General features: G+C 62.2%; 17 protein-coding genes, 1 tRNA gene and 1 pseudogene. 12 read left to right on the top strand and 7 right to left on the bottom strand.

Annotation, left to right across the window (positions count from 1 at the left end):
* A pseudogene (locus tag VN004_RS10200) lies at window positions 1-256 on the top strand (polysaccharide deacetylase); the annotation flags it as partial.
* On the opposite strand, the gene VN004_RS10195 reads toward VN004_RS10200, so the two are convergent.
* On the bottom strand, window positions 253-462 hold the full coding sequence (locus VN004_RS10195; protein WP_325609567.1) for a DUF2842 domain-containing protein: 210 nt from the start codon (window positions 460-462) through the stop codon (window positions 253-255). The pseudogene VN004_RS10200 and the gene VN004_RS10195 overlap by 4 nt on opposite strands.
* 69 nt (window positions 463-531) lie before the next feature.
* Between VN004_RS10195 and VN004_RS10190 the strand changes: the two genes are divergently transcribed.
* Window positions 532-1,596, top strand: coding sequence for a COX15/CtaA family protein (locus VN004_RS10190; RefSeq protein WP_325609565.1), 1,065 nt, complete (start codon window positions 532-534; stop codon window positions 1,594-1,596).
* A 7-nt stretch (window positions 1,597-1,603) separates the two neighbouring features.
* On the opposite strand, the gene VN004_RS10185 is transcribed toward VN004_RS10190, so the two are convergent.
* From VN004_RS10185 to VN004_RS10170, 4 genes are all read right to left on the bottom strand, one after another.
* Window positions 1,604-2,884 carry an O-acetylhomoserine aminocarboxypropyltransferase gene (locus VN004_RS10185; RefSeq protein WP_325609563.1) on the bottom strand — a complete coding sequence of 427 codons (1,281 nt, stop codon included), beginning with the start codon at window positions 2,882-2,884 and terminating at the stop codon, window positions 1,604-1,606.
* Window positions 2,885-3,033: 149 nt separating this feature from the next.
* Window positions 3,034-3,615 carry a CoA-binding protein gene (locus VN004_RS10180; RefSeq protein ID WP_325609561.1) on the bottom strand — a complete coding sequence of 194 codons (582 nt, stop codon included), beginning with the start codon at window positions 3,613-3,615 and terminating at the stop codon, window positions 3,034-3,036.
* A 98-nt stretch (window positions 3,616-3,713) separates the two neighbouring features.
* Window positions 3,714-3,944 (bottom strand): hypothetical protein, encoded by a 231-nt coding sequence (locus VN004_RS10175; RefSeq protein WP_325609559.1) that lies wholly within the window; start codon window positions 3,942-3,944, stop codon window positions 3,714-3,716.
* Window positions 3,944-4,759, bottom strand: a complete 816-nt coding sequence (locus VN004_RS10170; RefSeq protein WP_325609557.1) for an enoyl-CoA hydratase — start codon at window positions 4,757-4,759, stop codon at window positions 3,944-3,946. Before VN004_RS10170 ends, VN004_RS10175 begins: the two co-directional genes overlap by 1 nt.
* 81 nt (window positions 4,760-4,840) lie before the next feature.
* On the opposite strand from VN004_RS10170, the gene VN004_RS10165 reads away from it, so the two are divergent.
* The 5 genes from VN004_RS10165 (at window position 4,841) to VN004_RS10145 (ending at window position 8,946) form a co-directional block, all read left to right on the top strand.
* Entirely contained in the window at window positions 4,841-5,278 is a 438-nt protein-coding gene (locus VN004_RS10165) for a PaaI family thioesterase (protein WP_325609555.1), read from the top strand.
* Window positions 5,279-5,406: 128 nt separating this feature from the next.
* Window positions 5,407-5,868, top strand: a complete 462-nt coding sequence (gene rplM, locus VN004_RS10160) for a 50S ribosomal protein L13 (protein ID WP_325609553.1) — start codon at window positions 5,407-5,409, stop codon at window positions 5,866-5,868.
* Window positions 5,869-5,870: 2 nt separating this feature from the next.
* Window positions 5,871-6,356 carry a 30S ribosomal protein S9 gene (gene rpsI / locus VN004_RS10155; RefSeq protein WP_325609551.1) on the top strand — a complete coding sequence of 162 codons (486 nt, stop codon included), beginning with the start codon at window positions 5,871-5,873 and terminating at the stop codon, window positions 6,354-6,356.
* A 254-nt stretch (window positions 6,357-6,610) separates the two neighbouring features.
* Window positions 6,611-7,873, top strand: coding sequence for a GGDEF domain-containing protein (locus VN004_RS10150; protein WP_325609549.1), 1,263 nt, complete (start codon window positions 6,611-6,613; stop codon window positions 7,871-7,873).
* A gap of 92 nt (window positions 7,874-7,965) precedes the next feature.
* Window positions 7,966-8,946 (top strand): Bug family tripartite tricarboxylate transporter substrate binding protein, encoded by a 981-nt coding sequence (locus tag VN004_RS10145; protein ID WP_325609546.1) that lies wholly within the window; start codon window positions 7,966-7,968, stop codon window positions 8,944-8,946.
* Window positions 8,947-9,028: 82 nt separating this feature from the next.
* Here the strand turns inward: VN004_RS10145 and glnA are convergent, their stop codons facing one another.
* Window positions 9,029-10,438 carry a type I glutamate--ammonia ligase gene (glnA, locus tag VN004_RS10140; protein WP_325609543.1) on the bottom strand — a complete coding sequence of 470 codons (1,410 nt, stop codon included), beginning with the start codon at window positions 10,436-10,438 and terminating at the stop codon, window positions 9,029-9,031.
* Window positions 10,439-10,480: 42 nt separating this feature from the next.
* Window positions 10,481-10,819, bottom strand: a complete 339-nt coding sequence (locus tag VN004_RS10135) for a P-II family nitrogen regulator (RefSeq protein ID WP_325609541.1) — start codon at window positions 10,817-10,819, stop codon at window positions 10,481-10,483.
* 252 nt (window positions 10,820-11,071) lie between these two features.
* On the opposite strand from VN004_RS10135, the gene VN004_RS10130 reads away from it, so the two are divergent.
* The 5 genes from VN004_RS10130 to clpX all read left to right on the top strand — a co-directional run.
* Window positions 11,072-12,532, top strand: coding sequence for an NAD(P)H-hydrate dehydratase (locus VN004_RS10130; protein ID WP_325609569.1), 1,461 nt, complete (start codon window positions 11,072-11,074; stop codon window positions 12,530-12,532).
* Between the two features lie 151 nt (window positions 12,533-12,683).
* Window positions 12,684-12,768: transfer RNA gene (locus tag VN004_RS10125), tRNA-Leu, on the top strand.
* 74 nt (window positions 12,769-12,842) lie between these two features.
* Window positions 12,843-14,201, top strand: a complete 1,359-nt coding sequence (tig, locus tag VN004_RS10120; protein ID WP_325609539.1) for a trigger factor — start codon at window positions 12,843-12,845, stop codon at window positions 14,199-14,201.
* A gap of 115 nt (window positions 14,202-14,316) precedes the next feature.
* Window positions 14,317-14,955: an ATP-dependent Clp endopeptidase proteolytic subunit ClpP gene (gene clpP, locus VN004_RS10115; protein WP_325609537.1), complete on the top strand. Its 639-nt coding sequence runs from the start codon at window positions 14,317-14,319 to the stop codon at window positions 14,953-14,955.
* Between the two features lie 356 nt (window positions 14,956-15,311).
* Window positions 15,312-16,579 (top strand): ATP-dependent Clp protease ATP-binding subunit ClpX (clpX, locus tag VN004_RS10110; RefSeq protein ID WP_325609535.1); only part of this gene is annotated, 1,268 nt, incomplete at its 3' end.

Here is a 16,579-nt window from a genome sequence, read left to right as displayed (position 1 = left end):
GCATTTCGCCTATCCGGTCGGCGATCCTGGCTCCGCGGGTCCGCGCGAATTCGCGATCGCCGCCGAACTCGGTTTCAGGACCGCCGTCACAACGCAGCCGGGCGTCCTGTTCCCGGACCATCGCAATCACCTGACGGCGCTGCCGCGGATCTCGCTGAATGGCGAGTTCCAGCAATTGCGCTATCTGCGGGTGTTGATGTCGGGCACCGCGACGGCGATGTGGAATGGGTTCCGCCGGACGCCGAAGGCTGCCTAACGCTTCCGGCCGCCTTCCATCCAGCGGATCAGCGGCATCGCAGGGAAAATCCAGCCGATGCCTGCCACGACATAGAAGATCATCGCCGCCAGCACATTGGGGCTCGAAAACGCAAATTGCGCGAAGGCCATCGCAAGCAACGCCCAGACCGCCACCAGCAGCAGCAGGAGAATGGCGCCGATCAGTTTCCGGGTGCGGATGGACATGGCCGAAACTTGCGTTATATCGCGGACGCCTGCTGACTATAGGGTCGGCGGCGGACCGGCAAGACGCAGATGACCAGCCTCCAACACAACGCGCGGTTTCACGCCGTCAGAATCTGGCTCCTGATCGTTGCGGCCATGGTCGTTGCCACGCTGATCGTCGGCGGGGCCACGCGCCTGACGGGATCGGGGCTTTCAATCGTCGAATGGAAGCCCGTCACGGGAACCGTGCCGCCGCTGACCGAGGCGCAATGGGCGGCGGAGTTCGACAAATACAAGCAGATCCCGCAATACCGCGAGCTCAATCGCGGCATGTCGCTGTCGGAATTCAAGACCATCTATTGGTGGGAATGGGCGCACCGCCTGCTCGGCCGAACGATCGGCGCGGTGTTCCTGATCCCGTTCCTGTTTTTCTTGTGGCGCGGCTGGATCGGCCGTGAGCTGCGTTGGCCGCTTTTCGGATTATTTGCGCTCGGCGGCGTTCAGGGGGCGGTCGGCTGGTGGATGGTCTCGTCGGGACTGGCCGAGCGGGTCAGCGTTTCGCAATACCGGCTCGCGTTTCACATGACACTGGCCTGCGTGATCTATGCGGCGATCGTCTGGACCGTCGCGCGCATGAAGGCGCTGCCATTCATTGAGACGCCGGTCCGCGTGCGGATTGGTGCTGCCATCCTCGCGCTTCTCGTGCTTGCGCAGATCTATCTTGGCGCGCTGGTCGCGGGACTCGATGCAGGCCTCGTCTACAACACCTGGCCGCATATCGACGGCGCGCTTATTCCGCAGGCCGACCGGCTCTGGTTCGAAACGCCGCTATGGCGCAACTTCTTCGAGAACGCGCTGACGGTGCAGTTCAATCACCGGATGCTGGCTTATCTCATTCTCCTTTTCGCGATCCTGCATGCATGGGACACCGGCCGCAGCGTTCATGACCGGACCACGCGAGCCAATGCGGCATTGATCGTGCTGCTGATCATCGTTCAGGCCATGATCGGCATTGCGACGCTGCTATTCGCCGTGCCGATCATGCTCGCCTTGCTGCATCAGGCGATGGCCATACTGGTATTGACCGTCGCCGTGGTGCATGCCGCACGTCTTATCCATAAGCCGGTTGCGGCACCGGCGTTGTCGCCAGCTTGAGCGCCGCCTAGCTGGCGAGCGCCTGTTCCAGATCGGCGATGATGTCGTCGGTATCCTCAAGGCCAACCGACAGGCGAACCACATCAGGTCCGGCGCCGGCCTGAGCCTTTTGCGCATCGGACAATTGGCGATGCGTGGTCGATGCCGGATGGATGATGAGCGAGCGGGTGTCGCCGATATTGGCGAGGTGCGAGAACAGCTTCACATTCGAGACCAGCTTCACGCCGGCCTCATAGCCGCCCTTCAGCCCGAAGGTCAGGACGGCGCCAGCCCCCTTGGGGCAATAGCGCTTGGCCAATGCATGATAGCGGTCGCCGGGGAGGCCCGGATAGCTCACCCAGGCGACTTTCGGATGCTTTGAGAGCCATTCCGCGACGACTTTCGCATTGTCGCTGTGACGTTGCATGCGCAGCGGCAGTGTCTCGACGCCGGTCAGGATCAGGAACGCATTGAAGGGCGACAGAGCAGGGCCGAGGTCGCGCAGGCCGAGCACGCGGCAGGCGATCGCAAACGCGAAATTGCCGAAGGTCTCGTGGAGCACGATGCCCTGATATTCCGGGCGCGGCTCCGACAGCATCGGATAGCGGCCTTCACGCGACCAGTTGAAGGTGCCGGCGTCGATGATCATGCCGCCGATCGAGTTGCCGTGTCCGCCGAGAAATTTCGTCAGCGAATGCACCACGACGTCCGCACCGTAATCGATCGGCTTGCACAGGTACGGCGTCGCCAGCGTGTTGTCGACGATCAGGGGCACGCCGGCCTTGCGCGCGACATTCGCGACCGCCTCGATGTCGGTGATGATGCCGCCGGGATTGGCGATCGACTCGATGAAGATCGCTTTGGTCTTTGGAGTGATGGCCTTCTCGAATGTCGAGATGTCGTCCGGGTCGGCCCAGACCACGTTCCAGCCGAAACTCTTGAAGGCGTGATTGAACTGATTGATGGAACCGCCATAGAGTTTGCGCGAGGCGACAAATTCCTCGCCCGGCATCATCAGCGCCTGCATCACCAGCACCTGCGCGGCGTGTCCGGACGCGGTGGCAAGTCCTGCGGTGCCGCCTTCCAGCGCGGCGATGCGTTCCTCGAGCACCGCGCAGGTCGGATTGCCGATGCGGGTGTAGATGTTGCCGAAGGCCTGCAGCCCGAACAGCGAGGCTGCGTGGTCGACATCGTCGAATACAAACGAGGTGGTTTGATAGATCGGCGTTGCGCGGGCGCCCGTGGTCGGGTCCGGCTGAGCGCCAGCGTGAATGGACAGCGTGGCAAAACCGGGCGTGCGTTCGGACATTGCTGGTCTCCGCGGGGTTCGATCGGTTCGGTCCGTTTATCCGAGGCCCGTGTTGCGTCAAGGTGCAGAGGGCAGAGCGCGGTATTTCGATCAAGCAATTCCGAATTTCGGTGAATCCGAAGCAAAATATGCTGCCATGCGGCAGCATTTCAGGATGTGATGTCGCGCTCGTTTCTTCGGGCAGCCCCGGTCGTTCCGCCGGACAGCGTGTCACGCTGCAGTGACATCCGCTGGGTGCCCTTGCCGAGCAGCGGCGCGCGCTTCGACGACAATGTTCTCGAATTCACGCCCAGCCAGGAAATTTCCGACGATAGCCGACCATACTCGATCTTCGGACATCGGTTCATCACGACCTTGACACCGGCCTCTTCGGCGAGCTGTGCTGCGGCGTCATTGCGAACGCCGAGCTGCATCCAGATCACCTGCGGCTTCCGGGTGAGCGCCAGCGCTTCCTTCACGATGCCGAGCGCCGCGTCCGAATTGCGGAAGATGTCGACCATGTCGACAGGCTCCGGAATGTCGGCGAGCCTCGCATAGACCTTCTGCCCCAGCAATTCGCCGCCGGCCTGACCTGGATTGACCGGGATCATGCGATAGCCCCGCTCCAGCAGATACTTGAAGGCGAAGTAGCTCGGCCGGTTGGTTTTCGGCGATACGCCGACCACGGCAATGGTCTTCACGGTGTTGAGGATGCCGCGGATATAGGCGTCGTTGTAGTCGTCGTGATTCATTGAAGAGGCTTTCTGCGATCCCTAATGTAGGAAATGAAAAGCTCCGCCGCAAACGGCAGACCTTTTCTCGAAGGATCGTTCTTTTGAGGATGTGGAGGTCAGCCGCGGCGGCCGAAGGCGGCGAGGGGACCGATCGCGACAAGGCCCGCCAGCATGGACAGCGACGTCGTCTCGACGATGTCGGCAAGGCAGAGGCCGCCGCAGCTGTAAAGTGTCAGCATGAGCAAGCCCCCGGCGACGGCCGTGCCCCAGGCCAGGCCCGCGGCAACACCGCGCGCGAGCCGAGCGCTATTGAGTTGTGGCAATCCGGACCGGAGCGAAGCGCGCATCAGCGATCCTCCCATTTTGGTGTCCGCTTTTCGATGAAGGCGCAGATGCCTTCCTCCGCGTCGCGCATCATCATGTTTTCGGTCATCACTTGCGAGGCATAGGCATAGGCTTCGGCCAATCCCATCTCCGCCTGACGATAGAAGGCTTCCTTGCCGACTTTGACAGTGGCGCGGGATTTGGACGCGACGACGCGCGCCAGCGCAAAGGCTGCGTCCAGCTCCGTGCCCGGCGCTGCCACCTTGTTGACGAGGCCAAGACGCAGCGCCTCATCGGCCGATACCGGCTCGCCGGTCAGCAGCATATGCATCGCATTCTTGCGCGGGATGTTGCGGGTGAGGGCCACCATCGGCGTCGAGCAAAACAGTCCGATATCGACGCCGGGCGTCGCGAAGCGCGCTTCGGTCGAGGCGACCGCCAGGTCGCAGGTCGCCACAAGCTGGCAGCCGGCAGCGGTCGCCACACCCGAGACGCAGGCAATCACCGGCTGCGGCAGGCGGACGATCTTTTGCATCATGGCGCTGCAACTCGTCATCACATGCCGGAAATAGGCCTTTCCGCCATCCGGATCGGCGCGGCGCATGGTGAGCTGCTTGAGGTCATGGCCGGCGCAGAAGGCAGGACCGTTTGCGGCGATGATGACGGTGCGGACCGAGGGTTCGGCGCCGATGGCGTCGAACGTGCTGCTCAGCGCCGCGATCAACTCTTCCGACAAGGCATTGCGTGCGGACGGACGGTTCAGCGTCAGCAGGGCCACATCGTCATGATTCTCCCGCAGCAGAATCGTGGAACTGGCCTCTCGTGCATGCGCATTCATCGCGGGACCCTTTGCGTGACGCAGAACCCATTGTATCCGAACAGGGCACGGCGGGCGAAGCGCGGATACGAAGGGCGATACATGTCACAACCGGTCATGACGGTGTCGGATCTCGAGACGTTCCTCTCGCGGGAATTTCCGCAGGCGTTCCATCCCGGCAGCGGCCTGACGATCGATGCCGTCGAGCACGGGCGCGCAAAGGTCCGGCTGGCCTATAGCGAGAAGTTCCTGCGTCCCGGCGGCACGATTTCCGGTCCCACCATGATGATGCTGGCCGATTTCGCGCTCTACCTGGCGGTGCTGTCGGCGATCGGCGAGGTCGCGCTGGCCGTCACCATCAACTTCAACATCAACTTCCTGCGCCGGCCCGAACAGCGGGACCTGATTGCCGACGCCAGCATGCTGAAACTCGGCAAGCGGCTCGCGGTCATGGAGGTGACACTCTATTCGGATGGCAGCGACGACCCGGTCGCCCACGTCACCTCGACCTATTCGATCCCTCCGAAAACGGGGGGTTAGGAGGCGGTATTATAAAACCATTTTTATAAGCTCTTGTGTTTTCTATATATTTTCGGCATCAAAGCCGTTGACGGTATTTTGCCGATCGCATAGAAGCCCGGCAACACCAAACCTCCCGGACAATGACCATGAAAACCTTTTCGGCGAAGCCCGCCGACGTTGAGAAGAAATGGGTCGTGATCGACGCCACAGGCCTCGTTGTAGGCCGGCTCGCCTCGATCATCGCGCTGCGCCTGCGCGGCAAGCACAAGCCGAGCTTCACCCCGCATGTCGATGACGGCGACAATGTCATCGTCATCAATGCGGAAAAGGTGGTGTTCACCGGCCGCAAGCGCGACCAGAAGAACTACTATCACCACACCGGCTATATCGGCGGCATCAAGGAGCGGTCGGCGAAGTCGATCTTCGAGGGCCGCTTCCCCGAGCGCATCCTCGAGAAGGCCGTGGAGCGCATGCTTCCGCGCGGTCCGCTCGGACGCAAGCAGCTCGGAAACCTCCGTGTCTATTCGGGCGCCGAGCATCCGCACGAAGCCCAGAAGCCCGAGGCGCTGGATGTCGGCGCACTGAACCGTAAGAACAAGGCAGCCTGATCATGGCCGAATCCGTACAATCCCTCGAGGGTCTCTCGGCACTGAAGACGCAGGGCTCGCAAGAGGCCGCGCAGCCGAAGCACGAAAAGAAGGTCGACGCGCAGGGCCGCGCCTATGCCACCGGCAAGCGCAAGAACGCCGTCGCCCGCGTCTGGATCAAGCCGGGATCGGGCAAGATCGTCGTCAACACCAAGCCGGTCGAGCAGTTCTTTGCGCGTCCGGTGCTTCGGATGATGATTCAGCAGCCGATCGTCGCGGCCAATCGCTCCGGTCAATACGATGTCATCTGCACGGTGTCGGGCGGCGGTCTGTCCGGCCAGGCCGGCGCCGTGCGTCACGGCATTTCGAAGGCGCTGACCTACTTCGAGCCGGAGTTGCGCTCGCCGCTGAAGCGCGGCGGGTTCCTCACGCGCGATCCGCGCGTCGTGGAGCGCAAGAAATACGGCAAGGCGAAGGCGCGTCGTTCGTTCCAGTTCTCGAAGCGCTGACGCAGAACAGACGGCGAGATACGCAGAACGCGTGCAGAGCATGCGCAGAACGCGTGCAGAACAGTTCAGAACTATCTCGAACTCGCGACAAAAGAGGGGCCAATTGGCCCCTTTTTTATTGTCGCTTTTACTGAAAATCACCGAGCGCGCCGAAACGCAGCGACAAGAGGACATTGTGTATTGAGGTGACGAATTGTTGAGGAACCGGCTCCGTCAAGGATGACGGGGACTGTCGCAGAAAGCGGGAAGGCGCGATGTCGCTTGATTTGCCGACCCTGTGTCTGGTGTCGATCTGTGTCACTGCGTTGCTTGGACTGTTTCTGCTGGTGTTGTGGTTGCAGGATCGCTCTGTCCGGGCGCTCGGTTACTGGGCATCGGCTTACCTGATCGGCGGCTGCGCGATCGCCTTGTGGACGGTCAGTCCGAACATCCCGCCGTTTCCGGGGAGCGATCTTGCGAGCGCGCTCCTGTTCGCAAGCTGCGGGCTGATCTGGTGCGGCGCCCGCAAATTCCACGGCCATACCCCTTCGATCGGTCTCGGAATTGCGGGATCCGTGACCTGGCTCGTGGCGACGCAGATCCCGGGACTGATGTCCTGGGACAACGCCCGCATCGTGCTCTCGTCGCTGGTCATCACCATCTATGCCACGCTGACGGCGCTCGAGCTGAGCCATGAGCGCCGCAAGCCCAAGGGCAAAGCCGCACTCTGCGCGCGGATGATGATCCCGGTCCTCAACGGCCTCATCTTCATGTCGCCGATCCTGACCACGACGCTGTTCACGCGCGTCGCTCCGATCGATGCCCATGCCTTTTTCCCGTTATTTGCGCTGCTGACGCTCCTCTACGTGGTCGGCACTGCCTTCATCGTGGTGGTGATGACCAAGGAGCATTCGGCGCTTGTTCACAAGACGGCGGCGATGACCGATCCGCTGACTGGCTTGTTCAACCGGCGCGGGTTCTTCGAGGCGGCCGAAAAGCTGGTGATGAAGCAGCGCAAGACCGGCCAGCCGGTCACGGTCATGATGTTCGACCTCGATCACTTCAAGTCGATCAACGACCGGTTCGGTCACGACATCGGCGATGAGGCACTGCGGGCTTTTGCCGCGACGGCCAGCAGCAACATGCGTGCGCACGACGTTGTCGGCCGGCTGGGCGGCGAGGAATTTGCCGCGATCCTGCCCGGCGGGGTCGAGACCGCGCAGATGGTTGCCGAGCGCGTGCGTGCCGCGTTCGAAGTCCGGGGCGTGGAAATTGCCGGCCAGGTCATGAATGCCACGGTCAGCATCGGCGTAACGGAATCTCTAGCCGATGTTGCGCAGCTTCAGACCATGCTGACGCGCGCGGACCGCGCGCTTTACGCAGCGAAGGCGACGGGCCGCAACCGGGTTTGCACCGACAAGGATGCGCGCAATGTCGAGATCAAGCCGAAGGCAAAGGCCGAAGCGCCGGCGCTGGCTCCCGCCGCGCCCGATGGACTGGACGCTGACGAGGAGGGCCTGGTTGTATTCGCGGCCTGAGCCCGCGCGCGTTCAGGTCCGATTGGCGAGCTTGCCGCTCCATCGCGACAATGGTTGAGTGCGGCGACGCCAACCATTTGCGGAAACCCACAATGACAAGAACGATCGCCGTGGCTCTCGGTCTCGCGGCCGCTGCCCTGAACATTGCCCCGAGCCAGGCACAGGACTGGCCGCAACGTCCGGTCACAATGGTCGTCGCGGCCGCGGCCGGCGGACCGATCGACGTATTCGGTCGCATTATGGCCGAGCGCATGGGGCAGGTGCTGGGCCAGCAGGTCGTAATCGAGAATGTCCCCGGAGCCGGCGGCATGATGGGCGGCAATCGAGTCGCCAAGGCACAGGCCGATGGTTACACGGCGATCCTCGGCACGATCGCGACACATGCCCATTCGCAGACGCTTTACAAGAAGCCGCTCTATGACGCGACGACCGATTTCGCCCCGGTCACCCTGATCGCCGAAATTCCCCTGGTGCTGATCGTGCGCAAGGACCTGCCGGTCAATTCGCTGGAAGAGTTCGTGGCCTATGCGAAGGCCAATCAGAGCAAGATGAATTACGGCTCGGCAGGCGCGGGCTCCGCGACCCATCTCGGCTGCATTCTGCTCAATCAGGCTTTGGGCACCAATATCCAGCACGTGCCGTACAAAGGGACGGGGCCGGCGATGCAGGATCTCCAGGCCGGACGCATCGATTTTCTGTGCGAGATTATCGTCACCGCCGTCCCGCAGATCGAAGCCGGTACGGTGAAGGCCATTGCGACGCTGTCCGGCCAACGCTCTCCGGTGCTGCCCAATCTGCCGACCGCCGCGGAGAAGGGTTTCAAGGACATCCAGGCCTATACCTGGACCGCGCTCCTGTTTCCAAAAGGCACGCCGCAACCGATCGTCGCAAAGATGCGCGATGCCGCCGTGACGACCATGAACGATCCGGATGTTCGCCAGAAACTGCAGAAGCTCGGCGCAACCATCGTGAGCGAGGATCGCACGACCCCGGACTATCTCGGCAAATTCGTGAAGTCGGAAATCGACAAATGGGCCGGCCCGATCAAGGCTAGTGGAGCGGTGGTCGACTGAGTGTTGTTTCGACCATGAAAAAGGGCGCCCAACGGGGCGCCCTTGAAGTTGCATCGTTCGCACGATGTTGGGAGGAACACGCTCACGAAGAATAGTACATCTCGAATTCGACCGGATGCGGGGTGTGTTCGAAGCGGATCACCTCGGTCATCTTCAGTTCGATGTAGCTGTCGATGAAGTCGTCATCGAACACGCCACCGGCCTTGAGGAAGGCGCGGTCCTTGTCGAGGTTTTCGAGGGCCTCGCGCAGCGAGCCGCACACCGTCGGGATTTCTTTCAGCTCGGCCGGCGGCAGATCATAGAGATCCTTGTCCATGGCCTGGCCGGGATCGATCTTGTTCTTGATGCCGTCGAGACCGGCCATCAGCAAAGCCGCAAAGCACAGATAAGGATTGGCCAGCGGGTCGGGGAAGCGCACCTCGACGCGTTTCGCCTTCGGATTGGTGGTGTAGGGGATGCGGCAGGAGGCCGAGCGGTTGCGCGCCGAATAAGCGAGCAGCACCGGCGCTTCGTAGCCCGGGACCAGGCGCTTGTAGGAGTTGGTCGTCGGGTTGGTGAAGGCGTTGACCGCCTTGGCGTGTTTGATCACGCCGCCGATGTAGTGCAGGCAGGTTTCCGAGAGGTCCGAATACTTGTTGCCCGCAAAGACGGGCTTGCCGTCCTTCCAGATCGACTGATGGCAATGCATGCCCGAGCCGTTGTCGCCGTAAACCGGCTTCGGCATGAAGGTCGCGGTCTTGCCGTAGATGTTGGCGACCTGATGGATGCAGTATTTGTAGATCTGCGTCTGGTCCGCCATGTAGGTCAGCGGCGAGAATTTCAGGCCGAGTTCGTGCTGAGCAGACGCCACCTCGTGGTGGTGCTTCTCGATCTTGGCGCCCATCTTGGCCATCGCCGCGAGCATCTCGCCGCGCATGTCCTGCGCTGAGTCCTGCGGCGGCACGGGGAAATAGCCCTTCTTGAACCCGATGCGATGGCCGAGATTGCCGGCTTCGTACTCGGTCGCGGAATTGGTCGGCAGCTCGATGGAGTCGAGCCGGAAGCCGCAATGATAGGGCTCGGCCGAGTAGCGTACGTCGTCAAATACGAAAAATTCCGCCTCGGGTCCGAAATAGACGGTGTCGCCGATGCCCATCGACTTCACCATGGCTTCGGCCTTCTTGGCGATGCCGCGCGGATCGCGATTATAGGGCTCGCCAGTGGTCGGCTCGAGCACGTCGCAGACCAGCACCAGCGTGGTCTCGGCGAAGAACGGATCGATGCAGGCTGTCGCCGGATCGGGCATCAGGTTCATGTCGGACTCGTTGATCGCCTTCCAGCCCGCGATCGAGGAGCCGTCGAACATCACGCCTTCCGCGAAGGTGTCTTCGTCGATCATCGTGATGTCGAATGTCACGTGCTGCCACTTGCCGCGCGGGTCGGTGAATCGGAAATCGACGTATTTCACGTCGTTTTCCTTGATCAGCTTCATTACGTCTTTGGCCGTCGTCATCTGAACGCGTTCCCTTATTTACGGGTCGTGAATTGTGCGATGTCAGATCGCATCCAATCCGGATTCCCCCGTTCTGATCCGGATTGCTTCCTCGATATTGGAGACAAAAATCTTGCCGTCGCCGATCCGCCCGGTCTGCGCGGCGCGCCGGATGGCGTCGATGGCTTTTTCGACCATCTCGTCGCCGAGCACGATTTCGATTTTCACCTTCGGGAGAAAATCCACCACATATTCGGCGCCGCGGTACAGTTCGGTGTGTCCCTTCTGGCGGCCGAATCCCTTGGCTTCAGTCACGGTGATGCCTTGCAGCCCGACTTCCTGAAGCGCCTCCTTCACCTCATCGAGCTTGAAAGGTTTGATGATCGCCTCGATCTTCTTCATGAATCCTCTCCCGGTCCGGCGATCAGAGGCTGATCGTCGGCGCCCGCCGATTGTTAGCAGGTCTTATGCCAATCGCTGAAACGGCAAATTTGACCATCCGCCAAGACATTGGCGTGTTTCTCCACACATCGTGTCTCGTTTGGTGCAGTCACAAGATCAAGATTGCATCATTCTGCTTACATTTTGTGCAGGTGTCATGACTTCCCAAGAATTCGGGTATCGGACGTGTTCGAACTCCTGACCAATGCGCAGATGCGGCGCGCCGACGCGCTCGCGGTAGAGGCCGGCATCCCATCTCTGGTGCTAATGGAGAATGCGGGCCGCGCGGTGGCTGACGCCGTGGTCGAGATGTCGGGTGCCGCCCGACCCGTGGTGATATGTGCGGGGCCCGGCAATAACGGAGGCGACGGTTTCGTCGCGGCGCGGTTGCTGGCGGAGCGGGGATGGCCGGTGCAGGTCCTCATGCTCGGCGACCGCGATGCGCTGACCGGCGATGCCGCGGAGATGGCGCGCCGATTTGCCGGACCGGTTGCGCCGTGGGCCGCCCATCGGTTCGATCATCGCAGCATCATTGTCGATGCATTGTTCGGTGCGGGCTTGTCCCGTCCTTTGGTCGAGGACGCGGCCGCCTTGATCGCGGCCATCAACGGTTCCGGAGCCCCGATCGTGGCGGTGGATCTGCCGAGCGGTATCCACGGCGACAGCGGAGCGGTGATGGGGATCGCCGTGCGGGCGAGGCGGACCGTGACCTTCTTCCGCCGCAAGCCTGGACATCTGCTGCTGCCAGGACGCATCCATTGCGGAACCACGACCGTCGCCGATATCGGCATTCCGGACCACGTCCTCGAAGCGATCAGGCCGCACCTGTTCGCGAATGAGCCAGCGCTCTGGCGGGACAGCTTCCCGCGGCTGGAACCGGACGGACACAAATACGCACGCGGGCACGTCGTGGTTTTGTCCGGCGAATTGCCGAGCACCGGCGCCGCCCGGCTGGCAGCGCGCGGCGCGCTGCGAGCGGGAGCGGGGCTGGTCACGATTGCCTCCCCGCGAAGTGCACTCGCCGTCAATGCGGCCGCGAGCCTCGCGGTCATGGTCCGGGAGGCGGAAGGGCCCGCGGGGTTCGCGTCCTTGTTGTCCGATCGCCGTCTCAACGCCGTGGTGCTGGGGCCGGGGGGAGGCGTCGGCGACCAGATGAGGGACAAGGTGCGCCGAGCCGCGGCTGACGGACGGGCATTGATCCTGGACGCCGACGCCCTCACGAGCTTTGGGGAAAACCCAAAAGAGCTCTTTACAATCCTGACGAATCACAAACTTTCCACAGCGATTCTCACGCCGCACGCGGGTGAATTTGATCGACTCTTCAGCTCGATAGAGAAAATTCCTTCAGTTAAACAAAAACTTGAGGCGGCGCTTGCTGCTTCACATGAAACAGGCGCGGTCCTCGTCCTCAAGGGCTCGGACACGGTCGTGGCCGGTCCGGACGGGCGGGCTGCCATCGCCGAAAACGCGCCACCGGACCTTGCGACCGCAGGGGCCGGGGATGTGCTGGCGGGGATCATCGCCGGGCTGCGGGCGCAGGGGATGCCCGCCTTCGAGGCCGCTGCGTCGGCGGTGTGGGTCCATGGCGAAGCGGCCAACACCTTCGGCCCAGGCCTGATCGCCGAGGACCTGCCGGAGGCGCTTCCGGTCGTCTACCGCCGGCTGCGCAACTGAGATGGGTAGCCGGGCGGCGGGGTCGCAGTTCTTTTTGGACATCCAGCGACTGGACAACCAGACGTGCGACACCATTTTTCTCGTGCGCATTCTAGGCAAAGTGATATAAGCCGCGCCGCTCGGCCGAACATGCCGCGCGATGCCCTTACGCGCGGGCGTGGCGGAACTGGTAGACGCGCTGGATTTAGGTTCCAGTGACGCAAGTCGTGGGGGTTCAAATCCCTCCGCCCGCACCAAGCTTGAAGGCCACCGAAATTCAGTGAAGTCAGCCAGAGCCGTTGGCGCGGCGACGAGGAGCGAAGTCTTTTCCATGCAAGTGACCGAAACCCTGACCGACGGATTGCGGCGCGAGTTTCGCGTGGTGATTCCGGCAAGCGAGCTCGACAGCAAGGTCAGCGAGCGGCTCGATGAACTGAAAGGGCGGGTGCGCATCAACGGCTTTCGTCCTGGCAAGGTGCCGGCGGCGCATCTGCGGCGGATGTATGGGCGCTCGGCCATGGCCGAGGCCATCGAAGCGGCGATGCGGGACGTCAACGCCAAGATCGTGGCCGACAACAATTTCCGCCTCGCCCTGCAGCCGAAGGTGACGCTGCCCGAGGACGAGAAGTCCGTCGAGGCGGTCATCGAAGGCAAGTCCGATCTCGCCTACACGGTGGCGATGGAGATCCTTGCTCCGATCGACGTCATCGATTTCAAGACCGTCGAGCTGACCCGGCTCACCGCCGATGCGACCGATGAGGAAGTTGACGAAGGCCTGAAGCGGATCGCCGAGCAGAACCGGCCCTTCGCGGCCAAGGCCGAAGGCACCAAGGCCGAGAGCGGCGATCGCGTGACCATCTCCTTCGTCGGCACGATCGACGACGTGCCGTTCGAGGGCGGCTCGGCCGAAGACGTCGCTGTCCTGATCGGCAGCAATACGTTCATTCCGGGCTTCGAGGATCAGCTGATCGGCATTGGCGTCGGCGAGAACCGCAAGATCAACGTCACGTTCCCGGAGAATTATCCGGCCGCTCATCTCGCCGGGAAGGCCGCGGTCTTCGACGTCACTGCGAAGTCGATCGAGGCTCCGGGCGAGGTCAAGATCGACGACGATTTCGCCAAGGCACTCGGCATGGAATCGCTCGACAAGCTGAAGGCCGCCGTGCGCGACCGAATTCAGCGCGAGCACGATTCCGTGTCGAAGCAGCGCGTCAAGCGCGCCTTGTTCGATGCGCTCGACGAGCGGCATAAATTCCCATTGCCGCCGGCGCTTGTCGAGCAGGAGTTCGAAAATCTCTGGAAGACCCTGACCTCGGAAATGCAGCAATCTGGGCGCAGCTTCGAGGACGAGAACACGACCGAAGAGAAGGAGCGTGAGGAGTATCGCAGGATCGCCGATCGGCGCGTCCGGCTCGGTCTGCTTCTCGACGAAATCGCACGCAAGAACGAGATCACCGTGTCGGAGGACGAAGTGCGCCGCGCGGTGATGGAGCACGTGCGCCAGTATCCGGGCCGCGAAAAAGAGCTGATCGAAATGTTCCGGACCAATCCGGAGGCGATCGCCAGCATTCGCGCGCCGCTGATCGAGAACAAGGTCACCGACTTCATCCTGGCGCTCGCGAAAGTCACCGACAAGAAGGTGTCGCGAGAGGAATTGTACAAGCCCGACGAGGACGAGAAGGCTGCATAGCGCGGGCCCACTGGCGAAAACCGTCTTGCGGTTTACCTAAGCGAAACCCCGGCAGCCCCAGGCTGCCGCTCCGTGCTACAGCATGCGCCGCGATTCGCGGGCGCAGGAGACTCTGATGAAAGATCCGATCGATACTTACATGAATTATCTCGTCCCAATGGTGGTCGAGCAGACCAACCGCGGCGAGCGCGCCTATGACATTTATTCGCGCCTGTTGAAGGAACGGATCATCTTCATCACCGGTCCGGTCGAGGACGGCATGGCGACCCTGGTCGTCGCCCAGCTTCTGTTTCTTGAAGCCGAGAATCCGAAAAAGGAAATATCGATGTACATCAACTCGCCGGGTGGCGTGGTGACATCGGGCATGGCGATCTACGACACGATGCAATTCATCCGGCCGTCCGTGTCCACATTGTGCATCGGTCAGGCTGCGTCGATGGGATCGCTGCTGCTGGCGGCAGGCGAGAAGGATCTTCGCTTCGCGCTTCCGAATGCGCGGATCATGGTCCATCAGCCGTCGGGCGGCTTCCAGGGGCAGGCGACCGACATCATGCTGCACGCCCAGGAGATCCTGAATCTCAAGAAGCGGCTGAACGAAATCTACATGAAGCATACGGGGCAGCCCTTGAAGAAAATCGAGGACGCCCTGGAGCGCGACTACTTCATGACGGCGGACGGCGCGAAGGAGTTCGGGCTGGTCGACAAGGTCATCGACAAGCGGGTGGAAGACCCGCTGGCGGCGCCGAAGAGCTGATGGCGCAGTGGCCGGTCGGAGCATTTGGGCGCCGGTCGTGCCTTGGGGACCTTAAGACGATCGCCCTGCATTGCCTGGCCGACCGATCCGCGCCATGGTTTCAACAGAGATCCCGGCTGGGCTGGCGCCCGGACGGGTTCACGAATCGAGGCGCGAGAGGCACGATCAAGGTCCGGAACGGTATCGTTAATCGAATCTTGATTGTCGTCCCGCTAGCATGCTTCGCTAGTGTGTCACGTAGGCTTGGGGGGAGGGCGTTTCGGCGGGACTGTGCCCAGAGTGCCACGCTCTGGTCGCCGGTCAGGTGTTAGAAATGTGGGCGCCGGTCGCTCACGCGAAGGGATACGGAGACTGGAATGACGAAAGTCGGCGGCAGCGATTCCAAGAACACGCTTTACTGCTCGTTCTGTGGGAAGAGCCAGCACGAAGTTCGCAAGCTGATTGCCGGGCCGACGGTCTTCATCTGCGACGAATGCGTCGAGTTGTGCATGGACATCATTCGCGAGGAGAACAAGTCCTCGCTGGTGAAGTCGCGCGACGGCATTCCGACCCCGAAGGAAATCCGTAAGGTCCTCGACGATTACGTGATCGGTCAGGATCACGCCAAGAAGGTTCTCTCGGTTGCGGTGCATAACCACTACAAGCGCCTCAACCACCAGACCAAGCACAACGATGTCGAACTCGCGAAGTCGAACATCCTGCTGATCGGCCCGACCGGCTCCGGCAAGACTCTGCTCGCGCAGACGCTGGCGCGCATTCTCGACGTGCCATTCACGATGGCCGACGCGACGACGCTGACCGAAGCCGGTTACGTCGGTGAGGATGTCGAGAACATCATTCTCAAGCTGCTGCAGGCGGCCGATTACAATGTCGAACGCGCGCAGCGCGGCATCGTCTATATCGACGAAATCGACAAGATCTCGCGCAAGTCCGACAACCCGTCGATCACGCGCGATGTGTCGGGCGAGGGCGTGCAGCAGGCGCTGCTCAAGATCATGGAAGGCACTATCGCCTCGGTGCCTCCGCAGGGCGGGCGCAAGCATCCGCAGCAGGAATTTCTGCAGGTCGACACAACGAACATCCTGTTCGTCTGCGGCGGCGCGTTTGCCGGTCTCGACAAGATCATCTCGGCGCGCGGCCGCTCCACGTCGATCGGCTTCGGCGCCACCGTCCGTGCGCCGGAAGATCGCAAGGCCGGTGAGATCTTCCGCGAGGTCGAGCCCGAGGACCTGCTCAAATACGGCCTGATCCCTGAATTCGTCGGCCGCCTGCCGGTCGTCGCCACGCTCGAAGACCTCGACGAGGCCTCGCTCAAGAAGATCCTGGTCGAGCCGAAGAATGCGCTGGTGAAACAGTACCAGCGGCTGTTCGAGATGGAGAATATCGACCTGACCCTGGCCGAAGAAGCTCTCGGCGCGATCGCTCGCAAGGCCATCGAGCGCAAGACCGGCGCGCGCGGCCTGCGCTCGATCATGGAGAGCATCCTGCTCGACACCATGTTCGACCTGCCGAGCCTCGAGGGCGTGGAAGAGGTGGTCATCTCCCGCGAGGTGGTGGAGGGCACGGCCCGGCCGCTTTACATTTACGCGGACCGCTCCGACCGGGCGGCCGAGAGCTCGGCCTC

Origin of the sequence: Pseudorhodoplanes sp. (genome assembly GCF_035565855.1) — a bacterium.
Classification (GTDB): Bacteria; Pseudomonadota; Alphaproteobacteria; order Rhizobiales; family Xanthobacteraceae; genus Pseudorhodoplanes.
The sequence above is the reverse complement of the archived record's forward strand: the minus strand, read 5'-3'. Positions and strand labels throughout refer to the sequence as shown.